The sequence below is a fragment of the Streptomyces sp. NPDC047072 genome, assembly GCF_040643855.1.
GTDB lineage: Bacteria > Actinomycetota > Actinomycetes > Streptomycetales > Streptomycetaceae > Streptomyces.
In genome coordinates this window covers 15,784-36,907 of record NZ_JBEYVC010000069.1, presented here as the reverse complement: position 1 = coordinate 36,907, position 21,124 = coordinate 15,784, and the positions used below count along the sequence as shown (strand labels likewise).

22 protein-coding genes and 1 tRNA gene are annotated in these 21,124 nt (G+C 68.3%); 8 read left to right on the top strand and 15 right to left on the bottom strand.

All coding sequences use genetic code 11. From position 1 onward, the window contains the following. Positions 1 to 22 precede the first annotated feature (22 nt). Both ABZ896_RS26935 and ABZ896_RS26930 read left to right on the top strand, forming a co-directional pair. A tRNA-Thr gene (locus ABZ896_RS26935) sits at positions 23 to 96 on the top strand. 253 nt (positions 97 to 349) lie between these two features. Beyond that, positions 350 to 988: a hypothetical protein gene (locus ABZ896_RS26930; RefSeq protein WP_360934233.1), complete on the top strand. Its 639-nt coding sequence runs from the start codon at positions 350 to 352 to the stop codon at positions 986 to 988. Positions 989 to 1,209: 221 nt separating this feature from the next. On the opposite strand, the gene ABZ896_RS26925 is transcribed toward ABZ896_RS26930, so the two are convergent. From ABZ896_RS26925 to ABZ896_RS26910, 4 genes are all read right to left on the bottom strand, one after another. Beyond that, on the bottom strand, positions 1,210 to 1,926 hold the full coding sequence (locus tag ABZ896_RS26925) for a hypothetical protein (protein ID WP_360934230.1): 717 nt from the start codon (positions 1,924 to 1,926) through the stop codon (positions 1,210 to 1,212). Positions 1,927 to 1,939: 13 nt separating this feature from the next. Continuing rightward, positions 1,940 to 2,518 (bottom strand): hypothetical protein, encoded by a 579-nt coding sequence (locus ABZ896_RS26920; protein WP_360934227.1) that lies wholly within the window; start codon positions 2,516 to 2,518, stop codon positions 1,940 to 1,942. 271 nt (positions 2,519 to 2,789) lie between these two features. Continuing rightward, the gene (gene dapF / locus ABZ896_RS26915; protein WP_360934224.1) at positions 2,790 to 3,671 is read right to left on the bottom strand and encodes a diaminopimelate epimerase; all 882 of its coding nucleotides are present in this window, start codon (positions 3,669 to 3,671) and stop codon (positions 2,790 to 2,792) included. After that, the gene (locus ABZ896_RS26910) at positions 3,671 to 3,934 is read right to left on the bottom strand and encodes a hypothetical protein (protein WP_360934221.1); all 264 of its coding nucleotides are present in this window, start codon (positions 3,932 to 3,934) and stop codon (positions 3,671 to 3,673) included. The genes dapF and ABZ896_RS26910 overlap by 1 nt, the downstream gene beginning before the upstream one ends. 117 nt (positions 3,935 to 4,051) lie before the next feature. Here ABZ896_RS26910 and ABZ896_RS26905 point away from each other — a divergent pair, with 117 nt between their 5' ends. The 3 genes from ABZ896_RS26905 (at position 4,052) to ABZ896_RS26895 (ending at position 6,964) form a co-directional block, all read left to right on the top strand. Then, complete coding sequence (locus tag ABZ896_RS26905) at positions 4,052 to 4,819, top strand: GntR family transcriptional regulator (RefSeq protein ID WP_360934218.1); 768 nt, start codon at positions 4,052 to 4,054, stop codon at positions 4,817 to 4,819. A gap of 65 nt (positions 4,820 to 4,884) precedes the next feature. Then, positions 4,885 to 5,793, top strand: coding sequence for a hypothetical protein (locus tag ABZ896_RS26900; RefSeq protein WP_360934216.1), 909 nt, complete (start codon positions 4,885 to 4,887; stop codon positions 5,791 to 5,793). Between the two features lie 139 nt (positions 5,794 to 5,932). After that, positions 5,933 to 6,964 (top strand): fatty acid desaturase, encoded by a 1,032-nt coding sequence (locus tag ABZ896_RS26895; protein WP_360934213.1) that lies wholly within the window; start codon positions 5,933 to 5,935, stop codon positions 6,962 to 6,964. Positions 6,965 to 6,983: 19 nt separating this feature from the next. Here the strand turns inward: ABZ896_RS26895 and ABZ896_RS26890 are convergent, their stop codons facing one another. Continuing rightward, positions 6,984 to 8,624, bottom strand: coding sequence for a tyrosine-type recombinase/integrase (locus ABZ896_RS26890; protein ID WP_360934210.1), 1,641 nt, complete (start codon positions 8,622 to 8,624; stop codon positions 6,984 to 6,986). Position 8,625: 1 nt separating this feature from the next. After that, entirely contained in the window at positions 8,626 to 9,264 is a 639-nt protein-coding gene (locus tag ABZ896_RS26885; RefSeq protein ID WP_360934207.1) for a helix-turn-helix transcriptional regulator, read from the bottom strand. Between the two features lie 90 nt (positions 9,265 to 9,354). Here ABZ896_RS26885 and ABZ896_RS26880 point away from each other — a divergent pair, with 90 nt between their 5' ends. The 3 genes from ABZ896_RS26880 to ABZ896_RS26870 all read left to right on the top strand — a co-directional run bounded on the left by ABZ896_RS26880 (position 9,355) and on the right by ABZ896_RS26870 (position 11,570). After that, positions 9,355 to 9,576 (top strand): integrase, encoded by a 222-nt coding sequence (locus ABZ896_RS26880; protein ID WP_360934204.1) that lies wholly within the window; start codon positions 9,355 to 9,357, stop codon positions 9,574 to 9,576. 400 nt (positions 9,577 to 9,976) lie between these two features. Continuing rightward, positions 9,977 to 10,543, top strand: coding sequence for an ATP-binding protein (locus ABZ896_RS26875; protein WP_360934201.1), 567 nt, complete (start codon positions 9,977 to 9,979; stop codon positions 10,541 to 10,543). 196 nt (positions 10,544 to 10,739) lie between these two features. Then, a complete protein-coding gene (locus ABZ896_RS26870; protein WP_360934259.1) occupies positions 10,740 to 11,570 on the top strand; it encodes an RNA methyltransferase in 831 nt (276 codons plus the stop codon). A gap of 10 nt (positions 11,571 to 11,580) precedes the next feature. On the opposite strand, the gene ABZ896_RS26865 is transcribed toward ABZ896_RS26870, so the two are convergent. The 9 genes from ABZ896_RS26865 to ABZ896_RS26825 form a co-directional block, all read right to left on the bottom strand. Beyond that, on the bottom strand, positions 11,581 to 12,579 hold the full coding sequence (locus tag ABZ896_RS26865) for a glycosyltransferase (RefSeq protein ID WP_360934198.1): 999 nt from the start codon (positions 12,577 to 12,579) through the stop codon (positions 11,581 to 11,583). Then, on the bottom strand, positions 12,576 to 13,475 hold the full coding sequence (locus ABZ896_RS26860) for a glycosyltransferase (RefSeq protein WP_360934195.1): 900 nt from the start codon (positions 13,473 to 13,475) through the stop codon (positions 12,576 to 12,578). The genes ABZ896_RS26865 and ABZ896_RS26860 overlap by 4 nt, the downstream gene beginning before the upstream one ends. After that, entirely contained in the window at positions 13,472 to 14,227 is a 756-nt protein-coding gene (locus ABZ896_RS26855) for an HAD family hydrolase (RefSeq protein ID WP_360934192.1), read from the bottom strand. Before ABZ896_RS26855 ends, ABZ896_RS26860 begins: the two co-directional genes overlap by 4 nt. Then, on the bottom strand, positions 14,224 to 15,246 hold the full coding sequence (locus tag ABZ896_RS26850; RefSeq protein WP_360934189.1) for an NAD-dependent epimerase/dehydratase family protein: 1,023 nt from the start codon (positions 15,244 to 15,246) through the stop codon (positions 14,224 to 14,226). The genes ABZ896_RS26855 and ABZ896_RS26850 overlap by 4 nt, the downstream gene beginning before the upstream one ends. A 109-nt stretch (positions 15,247 to 15,355) precedes the next feature. After that, a complete protein-coding gene (locus ABZ896_RS26845) occupies positions 15,356 to 16,567 on the bottom strand; it encodes a polysaccharide pyruvyl transferase family protein (RefSeq protein WP_360934186.1) in 1,212 nt (403 codons plus the stop codon). A 17-nt stretch (positions 16,568 to 16,584) separates the two neighbouring features. Then, the gene (locus ABZ896_RS26840; RefSeq protein WP_360934183.1) at positions 16,585 to 17,643 is read right to left on the bottom strand and encodes a glycosyltransferase; all 1,059 of its coding nucleotides are present in this window, start codon (positions 17,641 to 17,643) and stop codon (positions 16,585 to 16,587) included. Then, positions 17,640 to 18,683, bottom strand: a complete 1,044-nt coding sequence (locus ABZ896_RS26835; protein WP_360934180.1) for a glycosyltransferase family 2 protein — start codon at positions 18,681 to 18,683, stop codon at positions 17,640 to 17,642. The genes ABZ896_RS26840 and ABZ896_RS26835 overlap by 4 nt, the downstream gene beginning before the upstream one ends. Next, the gene (locus ABZ896_RS26830) at positions 18,680 to 19,393 is read right to left on the bottom strand and encodes a phytanoyl-CoA dioxygenase family protein (RefSeq protein ID WP_360934177.1); all 714 of its coding nucleotides are present in this window, start codon (positions 19,391 to 19,393) and stop codon (positions 18,680 to 18,682) included. The genes ABZ896_RS26835 and ABZ896_RS26830 overlap by 4 nt, the downstream gene beginning before the upstream one ends. Beyond that, positions 19,390 to 20,394, bottom strand: coding sequence for an NAD-dependent epimerase/dehydratase family protein (locus ABZ896_RS26825; RefSeq protein WP_360934174.1), 1,005 nt, complete (start codon positions 20,392 to 20,394; stop codon positions 19,390 to 19,392). Before ABZ896_RS26825 ends, ABZ896_RS26830 begins: the two co-directional genes overlap by 4 nt. Positions 20,395 to 21,124 lie beyond the last annotated feature (730 nt).

The window sequence follows — 21,124 nt, the reverse complement described above, 5'->3', positions numbered from 1 at the left end:
GCACCATAGGTGCGGACGGCGCGCCGCCTTAGCTCAGATGGCCAGAGCAACGCACTCGTAATGCGTAGGTCTCGGGTTCGAATCCCGAAGGCGGCTCTTGTGAAAGCCCGGGTCAGACGCCGCTGACCTGGGCTTTCTTTTGTTCTGGGTCGCTGCTGAGGCCTCAGCTGTTCCGCCGGCTGTGCCGCGAAATCCAAGGGGTGCGCAAGGGGAGCGCATCAGCGCAGAGTGTGTGCGCGGGGGTGCGCGCGAGGAGCGGGAGTTGTGCAGTCGAAGAGCCCGGCGAGGCTTTCCGGCGAGCGAGTCAGTTCTGTGGAAATACTCCAACATCCGCTTCTAGGCTGGGATCGTGGCAGACCCATTGGACACTCTCCCGTTCAAGACCCTGGTGGCGCAGACGGGCGCCGTACTGCTCACGCACGGAGTCGAAGTCGAGGCGACGTCGGTGCGGGGCGTCGCGGCACACCTCGTCGAGGCGATGGCCGAGCGGGTCGGCATGCACCACGCGGAAGCCGTCCACCTGGTGACCCCGGAAGGCGTTGCCGAGATCATCATGAAGGCGGCCGGCGAGGATGATCAGGGCATCTCCGGCCCGCACGCCATGAGGCCGGTCCGGGTCGACGACCGTACGGTCAGCGCCCCCGTCGAGTCGCTCGGCCACCTGGTCATGGCCGCCTCGCAGGCCGGCAAGTACGCCGGCCTCAACGACGACGGAGCGGCTGCGGCTCACCTCCTGGACCTCGCTACCGAGATCGGCGCGGCTCTCGTGCGGAACCACGCCGACGGGGCGGTGGAGATCTCCGCCGGCGTACTGGACGAACTGGCCGAGCTGGTGGATGCCGTGGCTGACCAGGTCGAGACGAGCGGATGGAGCATCTGCCCCTGCGGCGAGGACCACGGCCAGCAGTCAGTGGACGTCGGCACGGTCCCCGTCATGCGCCACCACGCCGCGCTGGCCCGCGGGCTCCGCAAACAGGCAGATGGATAACCCTGTCATGGGACGAGACGCCGGTGGTCTGATTTAGCCTCGGGCTCCCGGCGCGACGCCTTTCCCCTGTAGGGCTGTCCGGGAATCGGCACCGGTGGAGGCGATGACCGTCTCCACCGGCAGTTTGTTGTTCCACACCGTCCGGACCGTCGAGTTCACCAGGTGACGACAGATTCCGGGTGTGAGGGTCGGCCCCGCCCTTCGCGAGGAGCCCCGAGTCGCTAGCGAGGCGAGACGCGAGATGGGGTCCCGGAGGCGGACGAAGCCCGGAGTCTCTGCGGGCGTTGGCCGGGGGCCTGCACGGGAGGGGCTGCGGCGCGGTCTGGGAACTGGTTTCGAGGGAGTTCCGGTAGCGGTCGCTTGCCGAGGCTGTCGTCGATGGGGACGACGACCCCCGTGGACTGCGCGGTGAGCCGGGTGCGGTCCACGGCGGCGGCGATCGCCGCGATCTTCTCGTACAGGGTCCTTGCGCGGCACCCGTGTGGAAGGTCGTCGGACCGGGCTGCGGTGTGCAGGGTGTCGAGGATGCGGACCAGGTTGTGGCCGGAGACGAAGACGTCCTGCATGCCGCTGGTTGTCTTGCGGATGCGGCCGTCAGGAAGGTTGGGATCGATGGTGAACCGGTACAGCCGAGTCCTGTCCGGACCGTTGCGGTAGGAGTTCCATTCGCTCTGTGTCCACGACGGTTCCCACTGCCCGAAGGCAGCCCGAGCGATGAACGTCCAGGTGTCCTCGTGACAGCGAAGGGTCACGTAGGAGAGGCCGGCGAGCCGTCGCATGCTCTCCGCGTGATCGTCGAGACCAGCGGAATTGCGAGCGCTCGCGGCGAGCCGTACGGCACGGTCCTCTTCCTTCCAGCGCAGTTCCTGTTCCTGGCGGTGGGCTGCCAGATCGCGTTTGTGCTGCTGGTTCTTGGCGTACTCGCGGGCGATGGTCATCAGCACGGCGGTTTCAGACCCCCTGCCCGGTGGGCACGTCGGCAGCCTTCGTCGCTCCGGCCTCGTACGCGGCGACTGCCTGGCGGAGGCACTCCTCGGTGTATCCCGGCGCGAGCGGTCCGCCCGGCACCTCGCGCACATTCTGGGCCGGGCGGTGTACGCCCACCGCGCGTACGAGCGGACCCAGGTGGGCGCCGAACTCGTACGAGCGGAAGCCGGCCGACGCGGCGAGCGTCCGCGTGTGGAGCCACTTCTTTCCGCTCGCCCTGATCTCGTCGTACGCGGCGCGCAGCAGGAGGGGGACCGGGTCATCAGAGGACGGTACGAGCAACCGTGGGTCCACCCGCGTTCTGTCTCGGCCGCTGTCCACCAACTCGTAGGCGGGCGCCGGCCGGTTGTCGGTTGCCTGGATCCTTCCCAGAAGTTCCCAGCGGGTGAGCCAGGCCGCCACGTTCCGTGGTGTCACGTGGGAATGTCCCTCGGCGAGCAGGGCGACGATGAGATCGCTGACGGTCTTGGCACCCTTCCCGCCGGTTTCCAGGAGCAGCTCCCAGGCGCGGTCGCGGGAGACGGCGGTGATCCCCGGGGGCACCCGCTTCTCCTCGCCCGTTCGCCGAGCCCGCTGGGACGGAATGAGCGGACTCACAGCGGAGTAGGAGGGTGCAGCGACGGCACGTGGTGTGCTCGACGAGAGCACTTCAGCCAGGAGTTTGTTCATCTGGCTTACGGACAGGACCAGATCATCAAGGGTTGCTTGCGGACTCATACCGTCTGGAACGCCGTTGGCGGCTTACAAGACACGCCCTGCCAGGTCATTGACTCCGGGAATCCGAAGCACCTGCTGTACACGGGTTGACGTCATGTCAGCTCTGTTCATCCAGTCGTATTACTCCGCGGGCGGTGATGAGCGCGGGACCTTCGAGGGTCATCGATTCGTCTCCGAGGGTGGCCACGCGGAGGCGGCCTCCGGGGACGTCGACTGTGTAGGTCTGTGCGCCTGAGTGTCGGTGGATGAGCCGGTGGGCGGCGACGGCCGCGCAGGCCCCGGTGCCGCAGGCCTGGGTCTCGCCGACGCCTCGTTCGTGGATGCGGAGTCGGAGATGGTGGGGGCCGGTGCGGACGGCGAACTCGACGGTGACGCCTTCCGGGTAGGCGTGGGAGGGGGCGACCTTCGGGGGGACGCAGAGGGGGCCGGGGTGGGTGAGGTCGTCGACGAAGGCGACGGCGTGTGGGTTGCCCATGTCGACGTGGACGGCGGGCCACCGGTGTCCGTCCACGGTCACGACGACGTCCGGCGTGCCGGGAAGGTGGGGACGTCCCATGTCCACGGTGATCGTGCTGTTCCGGTCTCCGTGCGCGGGCACGCGGACGGTACGGGGTCCTGAGCGGGTGGCGATGGTGGTGACCCCGGCGGGGGAGAGGCCGGCCTCGACAAGGTGGCGGGCGAAGACCCGGATTCCGTTGCCGCACATGGTTCCCCGGGAGCCGTCGGCGTTGTGGTAGTCCATGAACCACTCGGCCTGTCCTGCCATCGAGGCGGCTTCCGGGACGGCGGTGGTGCGGACGGCTCGCAGGAGCCCGTCGGCTCCGAGCCCGGTGCGTCGGTCGCAGATACGGGTGATGTCGGCCGGGGTGAGGGTGAGTTGCCCTTCCGGGTCCGGCACGACGATGAAGTCGTTGTGTGCGCCGTGTCCCTTGACGAAGGGGACGAGCCGAAGAGGGGCATCGAGAAGGCGGCCGTGCATCAGGCGGGAGGGTCCGTTTCGTCGTCTTCGACGGGGATCCGTATCCAGGCGACCTGTCCCGTGTCGGTGTCGGTCGTCCCGAAGGCCGCACCCTGTTCGAAGAGCCCGAGGATCTGCTCCCACTGCCGGGTCGACTCTGGTGTCACGTCGAATTCGATACGGATGCCGGAGGACTCCCGGGAGACGCGGGGGTGAGTTCCCGTCAGGCCGACGAGTTGTGCGACGAGCGCGTGGACAGCGGAGTTCTGACGGTCTTTGCCCACGTCCCCCACCGTCCACTCGCTTGAATATCACCCTCTGCACTTCTAGTTCACCAGCTTTCAGCTAGTGAACTAATTTTGTCAATCTGTACAGGGTGGCGCGCGAGCGCGAGGAGGAGCATGGCCGACGGGACTTCGGCTTCCCCGGCTCCCTACCTGGTGGTGGCCGACGTGATGCGGGCCCGTATCGCTGACGGCACGTGGCCACCGGGGCACAGGCTTCCGTCACGTTCGGTCCTGGGACGCGATTTCGGCGGGGTCGGAGAGAACGTCGTACGTCGCGCGCAGGAACTCCTGATCGACGAAGGTCTCCTGGAGGGTCGTGCCGGGTCCGGCACCTACGTACGCGCGTCACGTCAGCGGCACACTCTGTGGCGTACCCAGGGATCCGGTTCGGGTAACAACGCGGTCGCACCGGCCGGATTCACCGGCACCTGGGAAGCGGACAGCGAGGCGAAGGTGCCCGCTCCCGCCGCCATCGCCGCCCGGCTGGGGATCGAGGAGGGCGCTTCCTGCGTCCGCACGGCCTACGAGTTCCTCCTCCAGCACCGGCCGGTGCTGCTGCTGACGAGCTGGGAGCCCATGGCGATCACCTCCGGGAGCGTGATCGTCCTGCCGGAGGGCGGTCCCCTGGCCGGCCGGGGCGTCCCGGCGCGCATGGCCCATATCGGCATCGAGGTCTCCCGCGTCCGGGAGGTGCCGAGCCCGATCCTGATCGACCGTGAACAGGCACACCTTCTGGGGGCCCCGGTCGGCTCGCGGGCCACCCTGATCGAGCGGACCTACTACGACACCTCGGGACGGGCCGTGGAGACCGCCGACCTCTTGGTCCCGGCGAACCAGTGGGAGATCACCTACGACCTCCCCGTCGGTCTCCCACAGCCATAACGGCAAGCGCGGACCACCACAACGCAACGCGAGCGAACGGAAAGACCCAGGGGGCGGTTTACGTCATGAGCACCTCACGCACGGACCCGGTGACCCAGGCCAGGAACCTGCTGATCTCACCCGTCCTCAATGCCTTCATCGGCCTTGCTGGCATCGTCGTTCCGGTGGCCGCCTGGGTGAACGACCAGGCGGGCGTCAAGAACGCTCTGTTCATCGTGGAGACCGTCCTGGTCGTCTGGCTGACGGCAGGTCACTTCTGGCTCAGGAGCCGCTACATCACCCTGCGCCGCGCCAACAACCTCAAGGCGATGGACAACGCCCTCTACTACGAATCGGTGCGGGGCCAGCTGGAACAGGAGCTGATCTCCGACTACGGCGAGATCGCCGACGGCCACCTGCGGGTCTACGCCTCCGAAGTGCCGCGCCTGTCGGTCCTGCTCGTCAAGACGCTGGTCGACTCCCGCACCGACCCGCTCCGTATCCTCGCCGCCGACCTCACCACCAACCCGTCCCTGCTCACCCAGCGCCGCGAATACCTCTCCGCCAACCGCCGCCTGCTGGAAGCTGGCGGCACCATCCAGCGCCTGTTCATCTGCTACCGCGCCGACCTCCTCCGCGAGGACTACGCCCGCAACCTCCTCGAACTCATCTCCATGCACCGGCAGATGGGCGTCACCTGCGGCCTCGCGGTACGCGACCGGCTGCGCGCGGACCAGGCCGTGGACGTCGTCATCCTCTCCTCGGCCGCCGCGCTGGTGGAGGAGGAGCAGGGCGACGCCGATTACACCCGCGGACGGTCCTCCGTCTACTTCAAGGGTGTCGAACGCTGGATCGGCCGCTTCGAGTCCGTCTGGGGCCACGGCGCCGACTCCGCGGTCACCGTCCTCCAGTCGTACGAGAGCGGAGTACGACCCCTCCTCGACGGCTCCTCCTGGGATGCCGACCGCGCCACACGGGCCGTTGACCAGCTCTGAGGACCTCGAGTCTTAGGTAGATCACTTTCAGCCAGAGGTGCTTACCGCATCTGGCAGAGCTAGTGACACAGATTTACGGTACGTGACAGTCATGCGCGGGCGGCCAGCCGCGCGCCTTCCGCTCGCCCCGGGACTGTCCATGCTGTTCTGCATAGCCCTGCTCGCCGCCGGTATCACCCTGCGACAGATCGACCGCGTCCACTTCGCACGCGCTCGCTCCCGCCGGGCCGATGCCGTCGGACTCGTCGCACTCCAGCGGACCCGCGCCAACGACCTCACCCCAACGCTGCTGCTCGTCGGCCAGTGGACACAGATCGCCGGCTGGTGGCTGCTCACCGCCCAAGGACCGCTGTTCGCCGCAGTGACCGCGATCGCGGTGGCCGTCCACTTCCGCCACCTCCAGGAGATCAGCCACTTCGCCGTCCACGGCGTCCTCGCCCGCACCCGCCGGGCCAACCACCTCCTCGCCGAGGCGTTCGCCCACCACCCCCTCGGGCTGGCCCCGGTGGCAGTCCGCCACCGCAAGCACGTCCGCGACCACCACCCCAACGCCACCCTCGACAACGACCCCAACCTCGCCGAACTCCACACCGCGGGCCTACGCCCCGGCGTCCCCCGCGCCCGCTTCCTGCGAGCCCTCGTCCTCCCGCTCACCCCCACCGGAATCCGCACCACAGCCACCGACCTCCTGCGCAACGCCACTTCCTGGCACCGCGTGGTGGCCCTGGTCCTCATGGCCGCACTCGCCTACGTCACCGGTGGCTGGGCCGCGCTGGTCGCGGGACTCCTCGTCCCGCGTCTCCTGCTTTACCCCCAACTCGCCTGGCTGAGCCTGCTCAACGAACACACCTGGTTCGATCCCGACCCCCGCACCGGCTCCCCGGCCTGGACCGAAGCGGGCCGCTGCCTGCGCCTTTACCCCACGAACCGCGTACTGGCTTGGCTCGCCGCCACCACGTGGCTTCCCTACGGAGACCTCCACCACTACGCTCACTCGGCCCACCCCGCCATCCGCTGGAACTACCTCCCCGCCCTCGAACGCCACCTCCACACCCCGCACTTCACCCCGGACAGCCTCCTTCTCGGCGACGGATCAGTGATCAACCGACACCGCCGAGCGCTGGCCACCACGACCCGCAACCCCCAGGAACTCCCTTCAGCAATCAGATAGGGAGACGAAGACGACCCGGCTATGCGGTGAGCGCGTCACCTTGGCCGGCCCCGCAGGTGCACCTGCACGTACAGCGAGGCGATGCACCGACGGAAGGGGCACCCCGAGTCGCACGTTGTTCGATCACCGAGCGGATCGCGCGGGGTGCGCGAGGCACGAGCTTGACGACGGCCTCTGCCGCTGCCCGCGCGAGGTCGTCGAGGACGGACTGGTAGATGTCGCGGGTGATGCGGCTATCACTGTGCCCCAGCGTCTCCGAGACCACCTTGATGTCGACGCCGGCCGCGAGCATGAGGGTCGCGGCGCCGTGACGCAGGTCGTGGAGGCGGATGGGCGGGAGTCCGGCTTCGGCGACGAGCCGCTCGAAGAGGTCGGAGATCTTGCCCGGGTGGAGGAGGGAGCCGTCCTCCTCGGTGAAGATGCGGCCGGTGTCCTTCCAGGCGTCGCCCCACTTACGCCTCTCCTCTTCCTGGAGGAGCCTGCGACGTTCCAGTGCGTCCACCGTCTCCTCGTCGAGGGCGACGGACCGGATGCCGCTGTTGGTCTTGGGAAGACCTTCGAGGACCTCCCAGCCGTCCTGGACGAGCTGGGTGGCGATCTCCAGGGAGCTGGTCCTCTTGGAGAAGTCCAGCCACCGAGGGCTGCACCCCTCGCCTCGACGCAGGCCGCGGAAGGCGATCAGACGCCACATGGCATCCAGACGGTCACCCTCGACATGGTCCAGGAACTGGCCGGTCTGCTCCGGGGTCCAGACCATCACCGGGCTGGGCTTCTCGCCCGTGGCCAGCCAGTGGGCCACCCGTTCCTCGGTCCACACAAGGGCCTTGGGCTTGGTGCCGGGCTTCAGCTCGACGTGCTCGGCCGCGTTGTAGTTCGGGATGATCCGCTGCGCGATGGCGGTGTTGAGCGCGGCGCGAAGCGTCGCCCTGATGTGGTGCTGGGTGTTGACGCTGGTCACCCGGCGGAAGGACGGCATCTGGTCGATGGCGGCCTTGAGCCACTTACGGCGTGCCCGGTTCTCGGCGCCCTTCCAGGGGATGGACTTGAGCTCGTCGAGAGCCGCACGCCTCTGGGCGTTCTGTTCCTGGATCTCGATGTTCGTCTCGTTGATGGCGTCGAACATCCGGTCCAGGTGGGGGACGTTGAGCTTGTCGAGCCGTACTTCCCCGAGATGGGGTTTCAGGTGGACCCGGATGTCGCTCTCGTAGCGCTTCTGGCCACCCACGCGGAGACGCTTCTTGCCGCTCAGCCAGAGGTCGAGCCATTCGGACACCGACATCCTGGGGTTGAGGACCTGTCCGGCGGCGAGCCGTCGACGTGTCTCGTCGTAGTCCGGGAGCGGTTCCTTGTTCTTGGCGCAGGTCTCGAGCATGTCGCTGACCGCGAGATAGCCGGCGGGGTCGTCCTCGTCGGGTATGGCGAGCAGCGCACGGACCTTGTTCAGTTCCTTGGTCGCCTCGGCCGAGGATTCGAAACCGCTGCGACGGAACTCCCGGCGGGTGCCGTCGGACCGGTTGGTCAGCTCGTGGCGTATCGCCCAGGTGCCGTGACGGCGGTTGGCGAGTTTGGGGCACGACCTGCCGTAGTTCTTGCCGGTTTCCGGGTCGCGGCACGAGCAGCGGCGGGTGGTTGCGCCGCCGGATGAGGTGGTGCTGGTCACGCTAGTCCTGGGGGTCGGGTTCGTCGACGAACGAGAGGTCTGCGGGGAGCGCGGGCGGAACCAGCCCGCGCTCCCGCATCGCCTGGCGGAAGACCCGTAGCTCTCTGCAGTCGTCGAATGCGAGTTGCTCGTACGAGGCAGCGGCTTCCAGAAGGGTCTCGCGACGACCGGAGTCCAGAGTGATGCTGGCCTTCCGCCTCCGATCCTTCGCCAGGCGGGTCGACGCGGCAGCCGTGGCCACGGCGTCGCTGTGGGCGCGGAACGTGTCCAGCACTTCCCGGGCGGAGCCTTGTTGCGCGGGCTCGGTCAACGGTGTCTCACCGGTGAACCAGGCGACGGCCTCCCAGGTGGGAACCTCTCGGTCGGGAAGCAGGGCGACGGAGGCGTCCGTGCCCAAGGGGAACAGCAGGCTGATCGGCGGCACCTTGTAGACCTCGGCGAGCACGAGGAACTCCGCGAGGTCGATCGAGTTGCGGCGTCCGGTCTCCAGATTCGTGATCGTCGTCCTGGGGACCGCCAGGCCCAGCTCGGCGCACGCCTGTGCCGCCTCCGCCACGGTGAGGCGGGCGGCCTTGCGGGCCTGGCGCATCTGCTCGGCTACGCGGGCGGTGAAGCCCGGCGACCAGTCTCGATTCGTCATGGCTACAACTTACGCCTCAAAAATAAGTGGCTGCAACATTCGTGGTACATGTTCTGCTGTCACTGCACACAGAGGCGATCGGAATGCATCATGACGACATCTAAGGCTGGCCGGGGAATGACCCGCGACGAGCTGCTCGCTCTGCCCGTTGCCGTCGACCTCGATACGGCCAACAAGGCGCTCACCATCGGCCGCAGCACGGGATACGCCTTGGCGAAGAGGGACCAGTACCCGGTCACGGTCCTCAAGCTCGGCAACGCGTACCGCGTGGTCACCGAAGACCTTCACCGGCTCCTCGGAGTTGCCCCGTAGCCAGCCGCCGAGCGAAGGGGGCTTCGTTTGCGGCGGTGTGGCGGTCAGAAGGCCCGGAAGGGGGCTCTCGTCGTGCTCTCTACTTCGGGACAGGAGGTGTCAGCGACGATGAGCGGGATCTCTGGAGTCATGGAATGGCATCGCCTCCTTGGGTACATGCACGGAATGCCGCGGATGGCGCCGTGATCGTTGGGGAAGTGGACTGACGCGAGCTGCGGCGGGGTACGGTTCACTCGGCATGGAACCTCGCAGCCTCAATCAGGGCTGGTCGCTTATCACAATGTGCCGAGGCGTCAAGGCATGTTGCGTGGTGGGCCTACGGACAGACTGTCCTCACACAACTCTTGCCGGGTGGAAGGCTTCTGATCCCTGAAGCCGCTACCAAGGTGAGGTTGTCGTCATGGCGCGTCGCGATCCCGAAGGTACTACGTACGGATTCACTGTTGCGGCGGCTGTCGGCGCAGTTCCGGCGGCGCGTCGCCAAGTCGTCGCCTTTGTCCAGGACTTGGGCCTCCCTTTGTCGGATCAAGCGCTGGAGAACGTCGAGCTGTTGGCGAGCGAGGTGATCGCCAATGCCGTCCTGCACTCGGATGCTCCGTGCGACGTCGCTGTGAAACTGGCTGACGACCGGCTTCGTGTCGAAGTCACGGATGTCGATGCGTGCTTGCCGAGTGTTGTTCAGTCCGGGCCGGACGACGAGAGCGGTCGGGGCCTGCTGCTCGTGAACGCCTTGGCCGACGCGTGGGGGACGCGACCGGAAGCCACGGGTAAGACGACATGGTTTGAGATCGCACCGGAGCCACCGACCGTGGGCGTGCGGAACGACGGTGCCGATACGCCGCCTTCGCTGCGCATGGATGACGCTGTCGTGAGACGGACTGAGTGTCGTACCCGCATCCGCTCCTCGGCTGAATCGCGGTTGTCGGTCGGCACGGCCGGCGTTGGGGAGCGACATCAGGCTGCCTGACGCTGCGATCAGAAACGGCTGACCACTGGGGCCCGCTTCGATCCCGATGCATCGCGCGCTGCCACCCGTAGTCGAGAAGCCGGTCCAACGACGGACACGTTCGGTGACGTACCAGCCCGTGTAATCTGCTGGGTGCCCAGCCGTGTTTCGCTTGGACGACTGGGTGCACGATGATCATCTTCGGCTTGGAGGACGGGTGGCAGTGCAGCGGATCACGACCCGCAATGCCCGTTTCCAGCAGCTGCAGACGCTGCTCAACAACCGCACCAAGCGGGGGCGTGCGAAGGAGTTCCTGGTTCAGGGCGTACGGCCGATCACGATGGCCGTAGAGCACGGCTGGACTGTTCGGTCCCTGCTCTACGACGCCAGCCGGCCGCTCTCCCGGTGGGCCGAGGACCTACTGCGCGGAGTCGGCGCCGAGCGTGTCGCGATGGCGCCGCAGTTGCTCGCAGAGCTGAGTGAGAAGGCCGACGGGGCTGCGGAAGTCCTGGCAGTGGTCGAGATGGCGCCGGACAGCCTTTCGCGGATCAAGGTTCGCGACGACTTCCTCGGTCTGGTCTTCGACCGGCCGACGCAGCCCGGCAACATCGGCAGCATCGTGCGGTCGGCCGACGCCTTCGGCGCCGACGGGCTCATCGTGACGGGGCACGCGGCGGACCCGTACGACCCCAAGTCGGTACGTGCCTCCACGGGATCCTTCTTCGCCGTGCCCGTGGTGCGGAGCCAGTCGCACCACGAGGTCATGGAGTGGCTGGAGAAGGAGCGAGCTCAGGGGCGGCCGGTTGTCGTCGTCGGCACGGACGAGGACGGTGATGCCGATGCCTCGGAATTCGATCTGACCCAGCCGGTCCTGCTGCTCATCGGTAATGAGACCGCAGGCCTCAGCACAGCCTGGCGAGAGCTCTGCGACCAGGTGATCAGCATTCCGATGACGGGATCGGCCAGCTCCCTGAACGCGTCGAACGCGGCCTCCGTCGTTCTCTACGAGGCCCGCCGCCAGCGTCTGGCGAAGCAGCGCACAGCGTGACCTGCCGAGGTCACGTCCAGGCCTCCCCGCTGACTGCTCTGTTGTAGACCGCCAGGTACTGGCGGGCGACGGTGTGGTGGCCCCATCGGTCCACCGCTGTTTCGCGCACGGCCTGGGCCGCGGGCAGAGATGCCAGCACCTGCTTCGCGTCACCGGGGGTGATCTGCCCGGCCGGCAGAATCGTCCCGACGCCGGGGACGATCTCCGGCAGGCATCCGTTGTCGGTGGCGATCACCGGGGTGCCGCTGACGGCGGCCTCCGAGACCACGGTGGCGCCGGGCTCGATCCATCGTCCGCCGAACGGTCCTCCCCAGGGCTGGGACAGCACGAGTTGCGCTCGGGCGTGCGCGATCAGTCGGGTACGGGCGCTGCCGCCGACCTCACCCACGTAGCGGACGGTGTGCGGGAAGTCGGCCAGCAGCGCTTCCAGATAGTCCTTCTCCCAGGCCGGTCCGGCGACCGTCAGCGGCACGTCGGCCGCGTGTGCGAACGCCGCTGCCTCGCGCACGCCCTTGTGCGCGGAGACCCGGCCCAGGAAGAGGAGGTAGTCGTCCTTCTCCTCCTGGAAGTGATACCTGGCGGGGTTGACCGGCAGCCGGATCACGGGGGCGGATGAGGACCCCGCAGCGGAGCGCTGCGCGCGGGAGAGGTAGACGCCGTTGGTGTGGCGCTCCGGCGCGCCGTTGAGGTGGTGGGTGCTCACGATTGGTCTGAGGTTGCCGGCCGGCAGCGCGGCGGTGTTCGAGTGGTCGTGGACGATGTCCGGGCCGAAGGCCTCGACGGCGGTGTGTATCTCGTCCGTCTCCACGGCGGCGGACACCGTGACGCCCTCCTGGGCCGGGCTTCCCGGCGCTCCGAGGAGCAGGATCTCGCACCCGGCCTCCAGCAGCCCGTCCATGAGCGTGGCGACGACCCACTGGATGCCGCCGTAGCCCTGGGGCGGCACCGTGATCCACTGGGTGGGGTCGGCGCCGTACCGATACGGCGGGATGACCATGGCTACCTTCATCGGTCGCTCCCGGTCTCGGCACCGACGGTGCTGGTCCGGCTTCGTGTGACGGACTCCCGGCACACTCCGAGAAGAACGCTGCCGGTGTAGAGCAGGGCGAGGGCGGCCCGCACCGGACGGGCGCCGTCCCCCGAGCGGTTGCGGTTCCATTCCTTGCCGATGCCCCGCCGCGCGTCGTTACGCCGTGCTTCGCTGCGGCCCTGCCAGAAGGCGCGGCGCAGCAGGTACGACAGGGTCAGCCGATGGGAGGGGATCAGGTGGTGCACCTCGGCGTCGTGCAGGACTGTCGCCGTCGCACCGTGCGCGGTCATCTCCCGTACGAAGGTGGTGTCTTCGGCGGAGGCGAGGGAGCTGCCCATCCGGCCGAGGCGTTCGTCGAAGCCGACTCCGAGCAGGCGGGCGTGTTCGACGTCGACGGCGAAACTGCCGCCCCAGATCGACGCCGGCCGGGCGGGAGCGTGGGATCCGAGGTAGTGCAGCTGTCCCGAGGTGAGGAACCACGGGCGGCGGCGCCCCTGAAGGTGAGCGGTGATCCTCGTCCCGGTGACATGCGCGCCGGCGGTCAGGGCATCGCGTATCCGCGTCAAGGCCTCCGTGCCGGGGACGATGTCGTCGTCGAGGAAGACGAGGTGTTGTGTCGTGGCCTCCTTCATGGCCTTGTTGCGGCTGTGAGCGAGCCCCTGGTTTCCCTCGTTGCAGATGACACGGATGCGGGACAGAGGCAGCGAGCTGTCTGTGGGCAGCGCGGGCAGGCGTTGGGCGGGCATGTCCGCGATGACCAGGAGGCGGTCCCTGGGGCCCATGGCCGCGATGGTGCGGGCGACAGCTCCCGGCAGGCTGTCGGGTCGGTTGCTGCAGATGACGATGGTGAGAGGAAGGCCGGCGCCGAGCGTCACGGGTGCACCTCCTGGCTGGGGCGTGGGCTGCGTTCTTCGGGGCCGATGGCCCGCAGAAAATCGGCCAGGTCCCCGAGGGTGGCGATGGTGCAGTGCCTGGTGCTTCCCCCGGTTGTGCGGCCGTGTCGGGCTTTCAGCTCTCGGTAGTCGGTCACGATCTCGGGAGCGACCCCGGGGGGTGCGCTCCAGCCGCTGTCGACGTGGACGATCGCTGCCGAGCAGCCGAGAGTGAGTGCCGGAGCGGCGTCGTGGTCGGGACGGTCGCCGATGACCACGGTGTGTTCCGGCTTCCAGCCCAACCGGTCCAGGGCCCACTGGAAGAGGCGGGGGTCGGGTTTCGCGTAGCCGACGAGGGAGTCGAGTGCGACGAGCTGAACTTGTTCCTCGATTCCGAGGGCACGCAGGGCGGCGAGGCCTTCCGGGGGCTGGTTGGCGACGATGCACACCTCGTACTCCTCGGCGAGGTGGCTGAGCGCGTCGACGGCTCCAGGAATGGGCTGGACTAACGAGGTCCAGTGTTCGCGGACGCTCTGCCAGCTCTTCGTGCCGTTGGGCGGGAAGAGGCCGGGCGGCGGTGATCCGGGCGGGCGGTTCTGGTAGAAGTCTCGCATCGCCTGGAGGAAGGCGTCCATGGTGAGGGTGGGATTGTCCGCGCGCGCGAGTTCCCAGACGCCTTGGAGCCAGGCGAGGTCGAAGGGTTCGTCGTAGTAGAGGATGCCGCCGACATCGACGGCCAGGGTGTGGCCCGTCATGACGTGACCGCCCGTCCGGCGGCCCAGGCGAACCACTCGGGCTCGTCCGCGGTGTCGTTCTCGATGCTGAGGGAGGTTTCGGGTTCCACGGGGCCGTGTTCACGGGCCCAGGCGGCGGTGCGTCGCAGACCTTCGGCGAGCGGGGTGTCGGTCCAGTCGCCGAGCGTCCTACGGGCGAGGCTGTTGTCGGTGTACGCGGCGTGGACCTCGGTGCGGGCAGCCAGGTGCTTGATCGGGTGGTCGGGTACGCCCATGGCGGTGCGTACGGCGTGGGCCATGTCCAGCACGGTGGTGGTGTGCGAGGAACCGACGTTGAAGACCTGGCCCCAGGCAGCCGGCTGGTCGGACGCGGCGAGGAAGGTGCCGACGATGTCCGGGGCGTAGGTGAAGGCCCGGACCTGGCTGCCGTCTCCGTACACGCTGATCGGCTCGCCGCGCATGATCTGGTTGAGGAAGATGGCGACGGCGTTGCGGTAGGGATCGCCCATGTTCTGCCGCTCGCCGTAGACGTTGTGCATGCGCAGGGCGAAGTACGGCAGGTCCTGCAGCTTCATGGTGACGGCGAGTTCGCGCTCCACGGCGAGCTTCGCGTTGCCGTAGCTGTCGGCGGGGACGGGCCGCTCGTCCTCGCGCATGGGGACGTGTCCGTGACCGTACACGGCGACCGACGAGGCGAAGCCGAAGAACCGGACCTTGGCGGCCAGCGAGGCGTTGATCAGGTTGATGCTGCCGAGCAGGTTGACGGAGTAGTTGTGGTGCTTGACGGCGTGGCTGATGCCCTCGGCGGCGAAGGCGGCCAGGTGGTAGACGCCGTCGAAGCAGTAGGAGTCGAAGAGCGCGGTGACCGTGGCCCGGTCGGCGACCGAGCCGACGAGGAGGGTCGCGCCGTCGGGTACGTTCTCGGTCTTGCCGCCGTCGAGGTTGTCCAGGACGACGACGTCGTCGCCGCGCTCGATCAAGGACGCGGCAAGGTGGGACCCGATGAAACCGGCGCCGCCGGTCACCAGATGTGTGGGCATGTCGTGACTCCCTTGGCATGAGTGGGGTCCCGCTGCTGCCACGGAGCGGGCGGCAGCGGGTCGTGCGAGATGCTGGGCGGGCAGGCGACCGCTCTGTGCGACTGGTGGTTCAGGCGCCGAGGAGCTTGTTGATCTGAGCGAAGTCGCAACGGGTGCGATCCGTGATCAGAGGGAGCCGCTGCCGCAGGGTGGCGCGCAGCGCGGTCACGTCGGTGTCGTTGACGAGCCGGTCGATGACGGTGGCGTCCTGCGCGAAGGCGCGGACGTCGGCGTGGATGCCGTCGACGTCGACCGTGTCACCGTAGGTTTCGGCGAGCACCCCGTTGAACTTGTGCGAGTGGCCGATCGCGACGGCCGGGGCGCCGCCGGACAGTGCGCCGATCGCGGCGTGCAGGCGCTCGGATATGACGAGTTCGGCCCGTGACAGCACACCCTTGTAGTCGGAGGCTGTCAGCGCGCCGGGCAGGGCCATGACCTCGGGCATGCCGGCGGCTTCGGCGATGCGGGCGGCGAGGATCCGGTCGTCGTTGTGCGGGCGGGAGTCGTGGCAGTGCGGGACGAGGACCACCGGCATCTTCCGGGTGCGGACGAGGGCGGTGGCCAGTCGCGTCAGCCCTACCGCGTGCTGGGAATCCTCCAGGGTGCTGAAGCGGGTGATGCCCTGGCTGGGAGCGAGGCAGAGGTAGGGGTCTCCGGGGGTGAGCCCCAGCGGTCCCAGCACGGTCGATATTCGCTCGTCGGTGGCTGCCGGCAGCAGGAAGGCGGGGTCGGAGGACAGCCGTACGCGGTGCTCGGGAAGGCCGAGCTTGCCCACGAGATAGCCGAGGGAGACGCTCTCCCTGACGGTGAGCAGACGGCACCGGGCGGCAACCGTGAGCCATGCCGCGGCATCGGCCGGGTCGTCGAAGGGGCCGACGGACTGGCCGATCATGACCGTCGGGATGTCCCGCTGTTGCGCGGCGGTGAGGGCTCGAAGATACGGCGTGGAGACCCCGTAGTCCGAGGTGTGCAGGTCGCCCCCGGTGGCGACGACCAGATCGGTTTCCGCGAGGAGCTGCTCGCGGCGTGCGGCCAGTTCGGCAGGGCTCTCCTGAGGGCGCAGCTGCTGCCACGAGCGGGAGACGACGAACGGATCGGCCACGCAACGGGCGCCGGTGGGGGCGAGGGCTTCCGCGTCGAGCGCCGGGGTCTGGGTGAGGACGGTGACGTTGCTGCCTCCGTCGGTGGCTTCGGTGTTCAGCTGCTCGATGATGGAGCGGGCAAGGGCCTCGACGCCGCGGCTCTCGCAGCTGGTGATGCCGGTGATGAGGACGTTGGACACAGCACACCTCTCAGGGGTCATCGGGTGAACCGGATGAGTTCGGCCAGGACTGCGCGGTAGTTGAAGCGCTCGTGTACTCGGCGCTGGATGGCCGCCAGCCGCTCGCGGTACAGGACCGGCTCGCGAACCATCCGGGCGAGGCTGTCGGCGGGATCGTCGTCGAGCAGGAACAGCTCCACGTCGTCGCCGTAGAGGGCGGACAGGTAGCCCAGGTCCGGCCAGAGCGCGGGGATGCTGCCCGAGGCCAGGGTCTCGAACATGCGAGGGGTCAGGAGTTCCATCCGCGCGAGCAGCGGACGGGCCAGCACCGGCGTGATCGCCGCCTGGGACATGGCGGCGACCACGTGTCCGAACGGAACGGATGGCGCCACCTCGACACGGTGATCCTGCATCCAGCCGGACACGTTGGCGGTGGCGGTGAGGTGGTCGGGATGCGGGTCGCCGGTCCACCAGCGTCCGCACACGCGGATGCGTCGGATCGGCGGCTGGGCTGCGGCTGCGGCCCGGACGAGGCTGGTCATCTCGTTCCAGCGCCACCAGTTCGCGCCGACGTACTGCAGCTCGTACGGGAGTGCCTGCGGGTGCGGGACGTCGCTGGCGAGCCGGTGGATGTCCGGCATTCCGAAGTAGCTGAAGAACTCGGCTCCGTCGGGAAGGCGTTCGCTCGTGCGCGGTTGCAGGACCAGATCGCTGAGGTCGGCGTACAGCTTGTGCCAGGACTCGACGGTGTCCGCGCCCGCGCTGTCGTCCGCGCCGGCAGTGACGTACGGACCCCAGTGGCCGTCGGGATCGACGATGATCCGCCGCTGCCGCGGTACGGCCTCGCAGAGTTCACGCTGCTGGGCCGAGAGGAACTGCCTGCCCTCGAAGACGAGGACGAGGTGGGTGGCCCAGGCGATGTCGTCCACGAGTGGCAGGTGGCCGTTCACCGTGCCGTCCAGACGCGACAGTTGGCTTGAGACGCCGACCTCGCATCCGGATGCCGAGGCAGCACGGGCGTATTCGGCGATCATGTGGCTGGAGCCCGCGTTCCAGTGGAAGACGCCGGCGAACAGAATCCGGGGTCTTGTTGTCATCGTGCGCTCCCTGCCCGCAGTCGCGTACGACTGTCCGTCCGCAGGGCGAGCTGGCGGTGCGCACGGCGTCGGCCATGGATCAGAGGTGCGCGACGCGCAAGCCAGCACACGGCTTCCACGGTTTCCCAGGTCCCGCGCCACCAGGTGGTCACTCCGCCCACGCCGTGTCCGCGCAGGTCGCCCCGCAACCACCGGGTCGCCAAGCGCAGCATGGGCAGCGGGCGCCAGTCGATGTCGGTGAGGAGGTAGTAGTAGCGGTTGCGGCGCATCTGGACACGCCGGTAGCTGCTGCCCGTGGTTCCTCCACCACCGAAGTGCTGTATGCCGACGTCGAGCAGGAGCGCGACGCGCCATCCGGCCCAGCGGGCGCGGCGGCAGAGGTCGGTCTCCTCGTAGTACGTGTGGAAGACCTCGTCGAAGAGCCCGACGGTGCGCAGCAGCGTGGAGCTTACGAAGAAGGCGGCTCCCTGGACGTACGCGTGCTCCAGGGTGTTCGGGGCTCGGCCTTCGGGCGGGCTGGCCGGCGAAGGGTGGTTCGGCCAGTCGCCGGCGAAGGCGTGCTGCTCGCCCCAGCGCAGGGCGGACTTCGACCAGTCGTTGTACGCGCCCAGCGCGGTGCTGCCCGACTCCTCGTACTCGTACTGCATGGGGCCGACCACGCCGTAGTCGGTCTTGGTCTCCATGAACTCGGTCAGCTCGCGCACCAACGACTTCGGGGTCTGGGTGTCCGGGTTGACGAGGAAGACGTAGTCGGCGCCGTCGGTGAGGGCCGCGCGCATACCGATGTTGTTGGCGCGGGCGAAGCCGACGTTGCTCTCGTTCTGGATGACCCGGATCTCGGGAAAACGGTCCTTGACGAAGGCCGTGCTGCCGTCGTGGGAGTCGTTGTCGACGTACCAGACCGTCAGGTCGATTCCGGGGACGTCGCTGTCCAGGAGGGTGGCGAAGCAGCGCTCCAGCCAGCGGACCTCGTTGGTGCCCACCGTGATGGTGGCCACCCGCACCCGGGGAGTCTCGCCGGTGAACTCGGGGGTGGTCACGGCAGCTCCAGCCCGGCGGGGGCGAACTCGATGACGATGCTGCGGCGGATCCTCGGGGAGGTGTTGCGGCGCGAGGCGTGGGCGATGCGTACGTCGTGTACGGCGATGTCACCTGCCGAGAGTGGGAGGGCGCGGACCGGGCCCTGCGCCTGGAGCGCCTCGGCCTCTTCCGCATCGGGCGCCAGGTGGGAGCCCGGAACGAACTCAAGGCATCCGTTGCCCACGTCCGAGTCGTCGAGGAAGACGCTCAGGTTGAACACGGAGTGCGGAGGAACATTGGTCCGGTCGCGGTGCCAGGGCACCGGGGCGGCCACTCCCGGCAGTTTGACGATCATGGCGCAGGCGGTGGCGCGTACAGGCCCGCCCAGGATGGCGGCGGCCATCGGGTGCAGCGGGCCGTCGTCGGAGTAGAGGCGTGCCGCGGCCGGGGAGCCCTGGTTCTCCAGGTTGTGGACGCGGTAGAGAACCGGTGTGTCCGTACCGGCGGGCGTGAAGTGCCAGTAGTCGTCCGAGCGGAACCCGCCCTGGGTGAAGCGCAGGATCATGCTGTCGGCCTCTGTCCGGAGGGCCTCAAGCGCGTCCCCCGTGATCCTCTGGGGCAACGCTGCGTAGCCGTCCGTGCGGAGGGCCTGGAGTACTCCGTCGTCGAGCCGGTAGTTCTGCGACGGCGCCTCGGCGGTCTTCGCCTGGCGCGGTGCGTGCTGCGTCATCGTTCCCTCGCTGCGGTGTCGTTGAGCTGCGTGGCGAACCAGTCGACGGTGGTGCTCAGGCCCTTGCGGGGATCGGTCTCCGGCTTCCACCCGAACTGCTCCCAGGCGAGGGCGATGTCGGGCCTGCGGCGCTCCGGGTCGTCGACCGGACGGTCGATGAACTCGACGGGCGCGGTGGCCCCGCTCAGTTCACGCACCAGGTGTGCGAGCTCCAGGACCGTGGTCTCGGTGGGATTGCCCAGGTTGACGGGGCCGGGGTGGCTGCCCGCGGCGACGGCGAGGATGCCCCGGACCGTGTCGCCGACGTAGCACAGGGATCGCGTCTGCGAGCCGTCGCCGGTGACGGTCAGCGGCTCGCCCGCCAGCGCTTGGCGGATGAAGGTCGGCACCGCTCGCCCGTCCTCCGCGCGCATCCGTGGCCCGAACGTGTTGAAGATCCGCACGATCGCGGCGTCGACACCGTGCTCGGTGCGGTAGGCGGTGGTCGCCGCCTCCGCGAACCTCTTCGCCTCGTCGTACACGCTGCGTGGCCCCACCGGGTTGACGTTGCCCCAGTAGGACTCCCGCTGCGGGTGCTCCAGCGGGTCGCCGTACACCTCGGAGGTGGAGGCGAGCACGAAGCGGGCCTCCTTCTCTCTGGCCAACTCCAGGGCGCTGAAGGTCCCCAGGGAACCGGCGTGAAGTGTCTGGACCGGCAGACGCAGGTAGTCCCGCGGGGAGGCCGGCGAGGCGAGATGGAGTACGAGATCGACCTCCCCGGGGACCGAGATCGGGGCGGTGACGTCGTGGACGATCAACTCGAACCGGTCGTCCAGCTGGCGGTGCAGGACGTTGTCCGCCGTCCCCGTAAGGAAGTTGTCCACGCAGACCACCGCGACACCGCTGTCGAGCAGCAGGTCGCACAGGTGCGAACCGACGAACCCACAGCCGCCGGTGACGACTGCGCGACGGAAGGGGGTCCGGTTCGAGTCCGGGCCGTGCCTCCATAAGGAGGTACTCATAATGCCTCATTCCTCGCAATATGAACGAAAGATGGCATGGCTGTGCCACACAGCAGGTGTGGCGAGAAGTGCGACGAGCTCAGCGGTGTGGGCTGGGTCGACGTGCAACCTCAGTGCCCGGTGAGCGATCAGGAGCAGGTTCAGCTAGTCCCGGAGGTTCGCCGTCGTTCCTCAGGAGGTTCGACGAAAGCCGAGTCAGTTACCTCGACGACGACAGCGTCATCGCCTGACCAAGCTTCACCGAGTAGCGCCGGCACCCTCTGGGCTTCAACGACGCCGACGACGAGTGCGATTTATGGCCAGGCCATCGTCCTTGACGGCACCCGGGCCCGAGGCCTCGGAACCGCGTCGTCCTCGTGGACCGCCTGGTGTTGAACGTCAAGGTCATCGTCTGGTCCCTGCCAGACGTGGTCCCTTGCCTGTGCACGGCTTCACCTCCGTCGGGAGCCACCGTGAGATGCGGAGCACGCGCGGCTGGCTCGCACTCCACGATGACGGTGAACAGCGCTCCTGCTTATGAGTGTTTATGAGCGTGCTGCCCTCGCCGTCCGCCATTCGTTCGCGCATGCGGACTACTCGTGGTGGAGACCCTCCCAGTTCGCACGCATCGTGAGCGGACAGGCTGTCCGCAGGTTTCCCGGACGAGGGACGTTGACGGGTCGGCATGTTGTGCTATGGGAGCCAACTGCTTGGCTCGACAGTGGTGTTGACGGCACGCCTGGTGCGAAGG

Coding starts and splice junctions, on each gene's coding strand:
- ABZ896_RS26905 (WP_360934218.1), top strand. CDS start 4,052: ATGGCCGACGGGACTTCGGCTTCCCCGGCTCCCTACCTGGTGGTGGCC.
- ABZ896_RS26925 (WP_360934230.1), bottom strand. CDS start 1,926: ATGACCATCGCCCGCGAGTACGCCAAGAACCAGCAGCACAAACGCGAT.
- ABZ896_RS26825 (WP_360934174.1), bottom strand. CDS start 20,394: ATGAGTACCTCCTTATGGAGGCACGGCCCGGACTCGAACCGGACCCCC.
- dapF (WP_360934224.1), bottom strand. CDS start 3,671: ATGCACGGCCGCCTTCTCGATGCCCCTCTTCGGCTCGTCCCCTTCGTC.
- ABZ896_RS26850 (WP_360934189.1), bottom strand. CDS start 15,246: ATGCCCACACATCTGGTGACCGGCGGCGCCGGTTTCATCGGGTCCCAC.
- ABZ896_RS26830 (WP_360934177.1), bottom strand. CDS start 19,393: ATGACGCAGCACGCACCGCGCCAGGCGAAGACCGCCGAGGCGCCGTCG.
- ABZ896_RS26900 (WP_360934216.1), top strand. CDS start 4,885: ATGAGCACCTCACGCACGGACCCGGTGACCCAGGCCAGGAACCTGCTG.
- ABZ896_RS26880 (WP_360934204.1), top strand. CDS start 9,355: ATGACGACATCTAAGGCTGGCCGGGGAATGACCCGCGACGAGCTGCTC.
- ABZ896_RS26855 (WP_360934192.1), bottom strand. CDS start 14,227: ATGACGGGCCACACCCTGGCCGTCGATGTCGGCGGCATCCTCTACTAC.
- ABZ896_RS26875 (WP_360934201.1), top strand. CDS start 9,977: ATGGCGCGTCGCGATCCCGAAGGTACTACGTACGGATTCACTGTTGCG.
- ABZ896_RS26840 (WP_360934183.1), bottom strand. CDS start 17,643: ATGACAACAAGACCCCGGATTCTGTTCGCCGGCGTCTTCCACTGGAAC.
- ABZ896_RS26895 (WP_360934213.1), top strand. CDS start 5,933: ATGCTGTTCTGCATAGCCCTGCTCGCCGCCGGTATCACCCTGCGACAG.
- ABZ896_RS26865 (WP_360934198.1), bottom strand. CDS start 12,579: ATGAAGGTAGCCATGGTCATCCCGCCGTATCGGTACGGCGCCGACCCC.
- ABZ896_RS26885 (WP_360934207.1), bottom strand. CDS start 9,264: ATGACGAATCGAGACTGGTCGCCGGGCTTCACCGCCCGCGTAGCCGAG.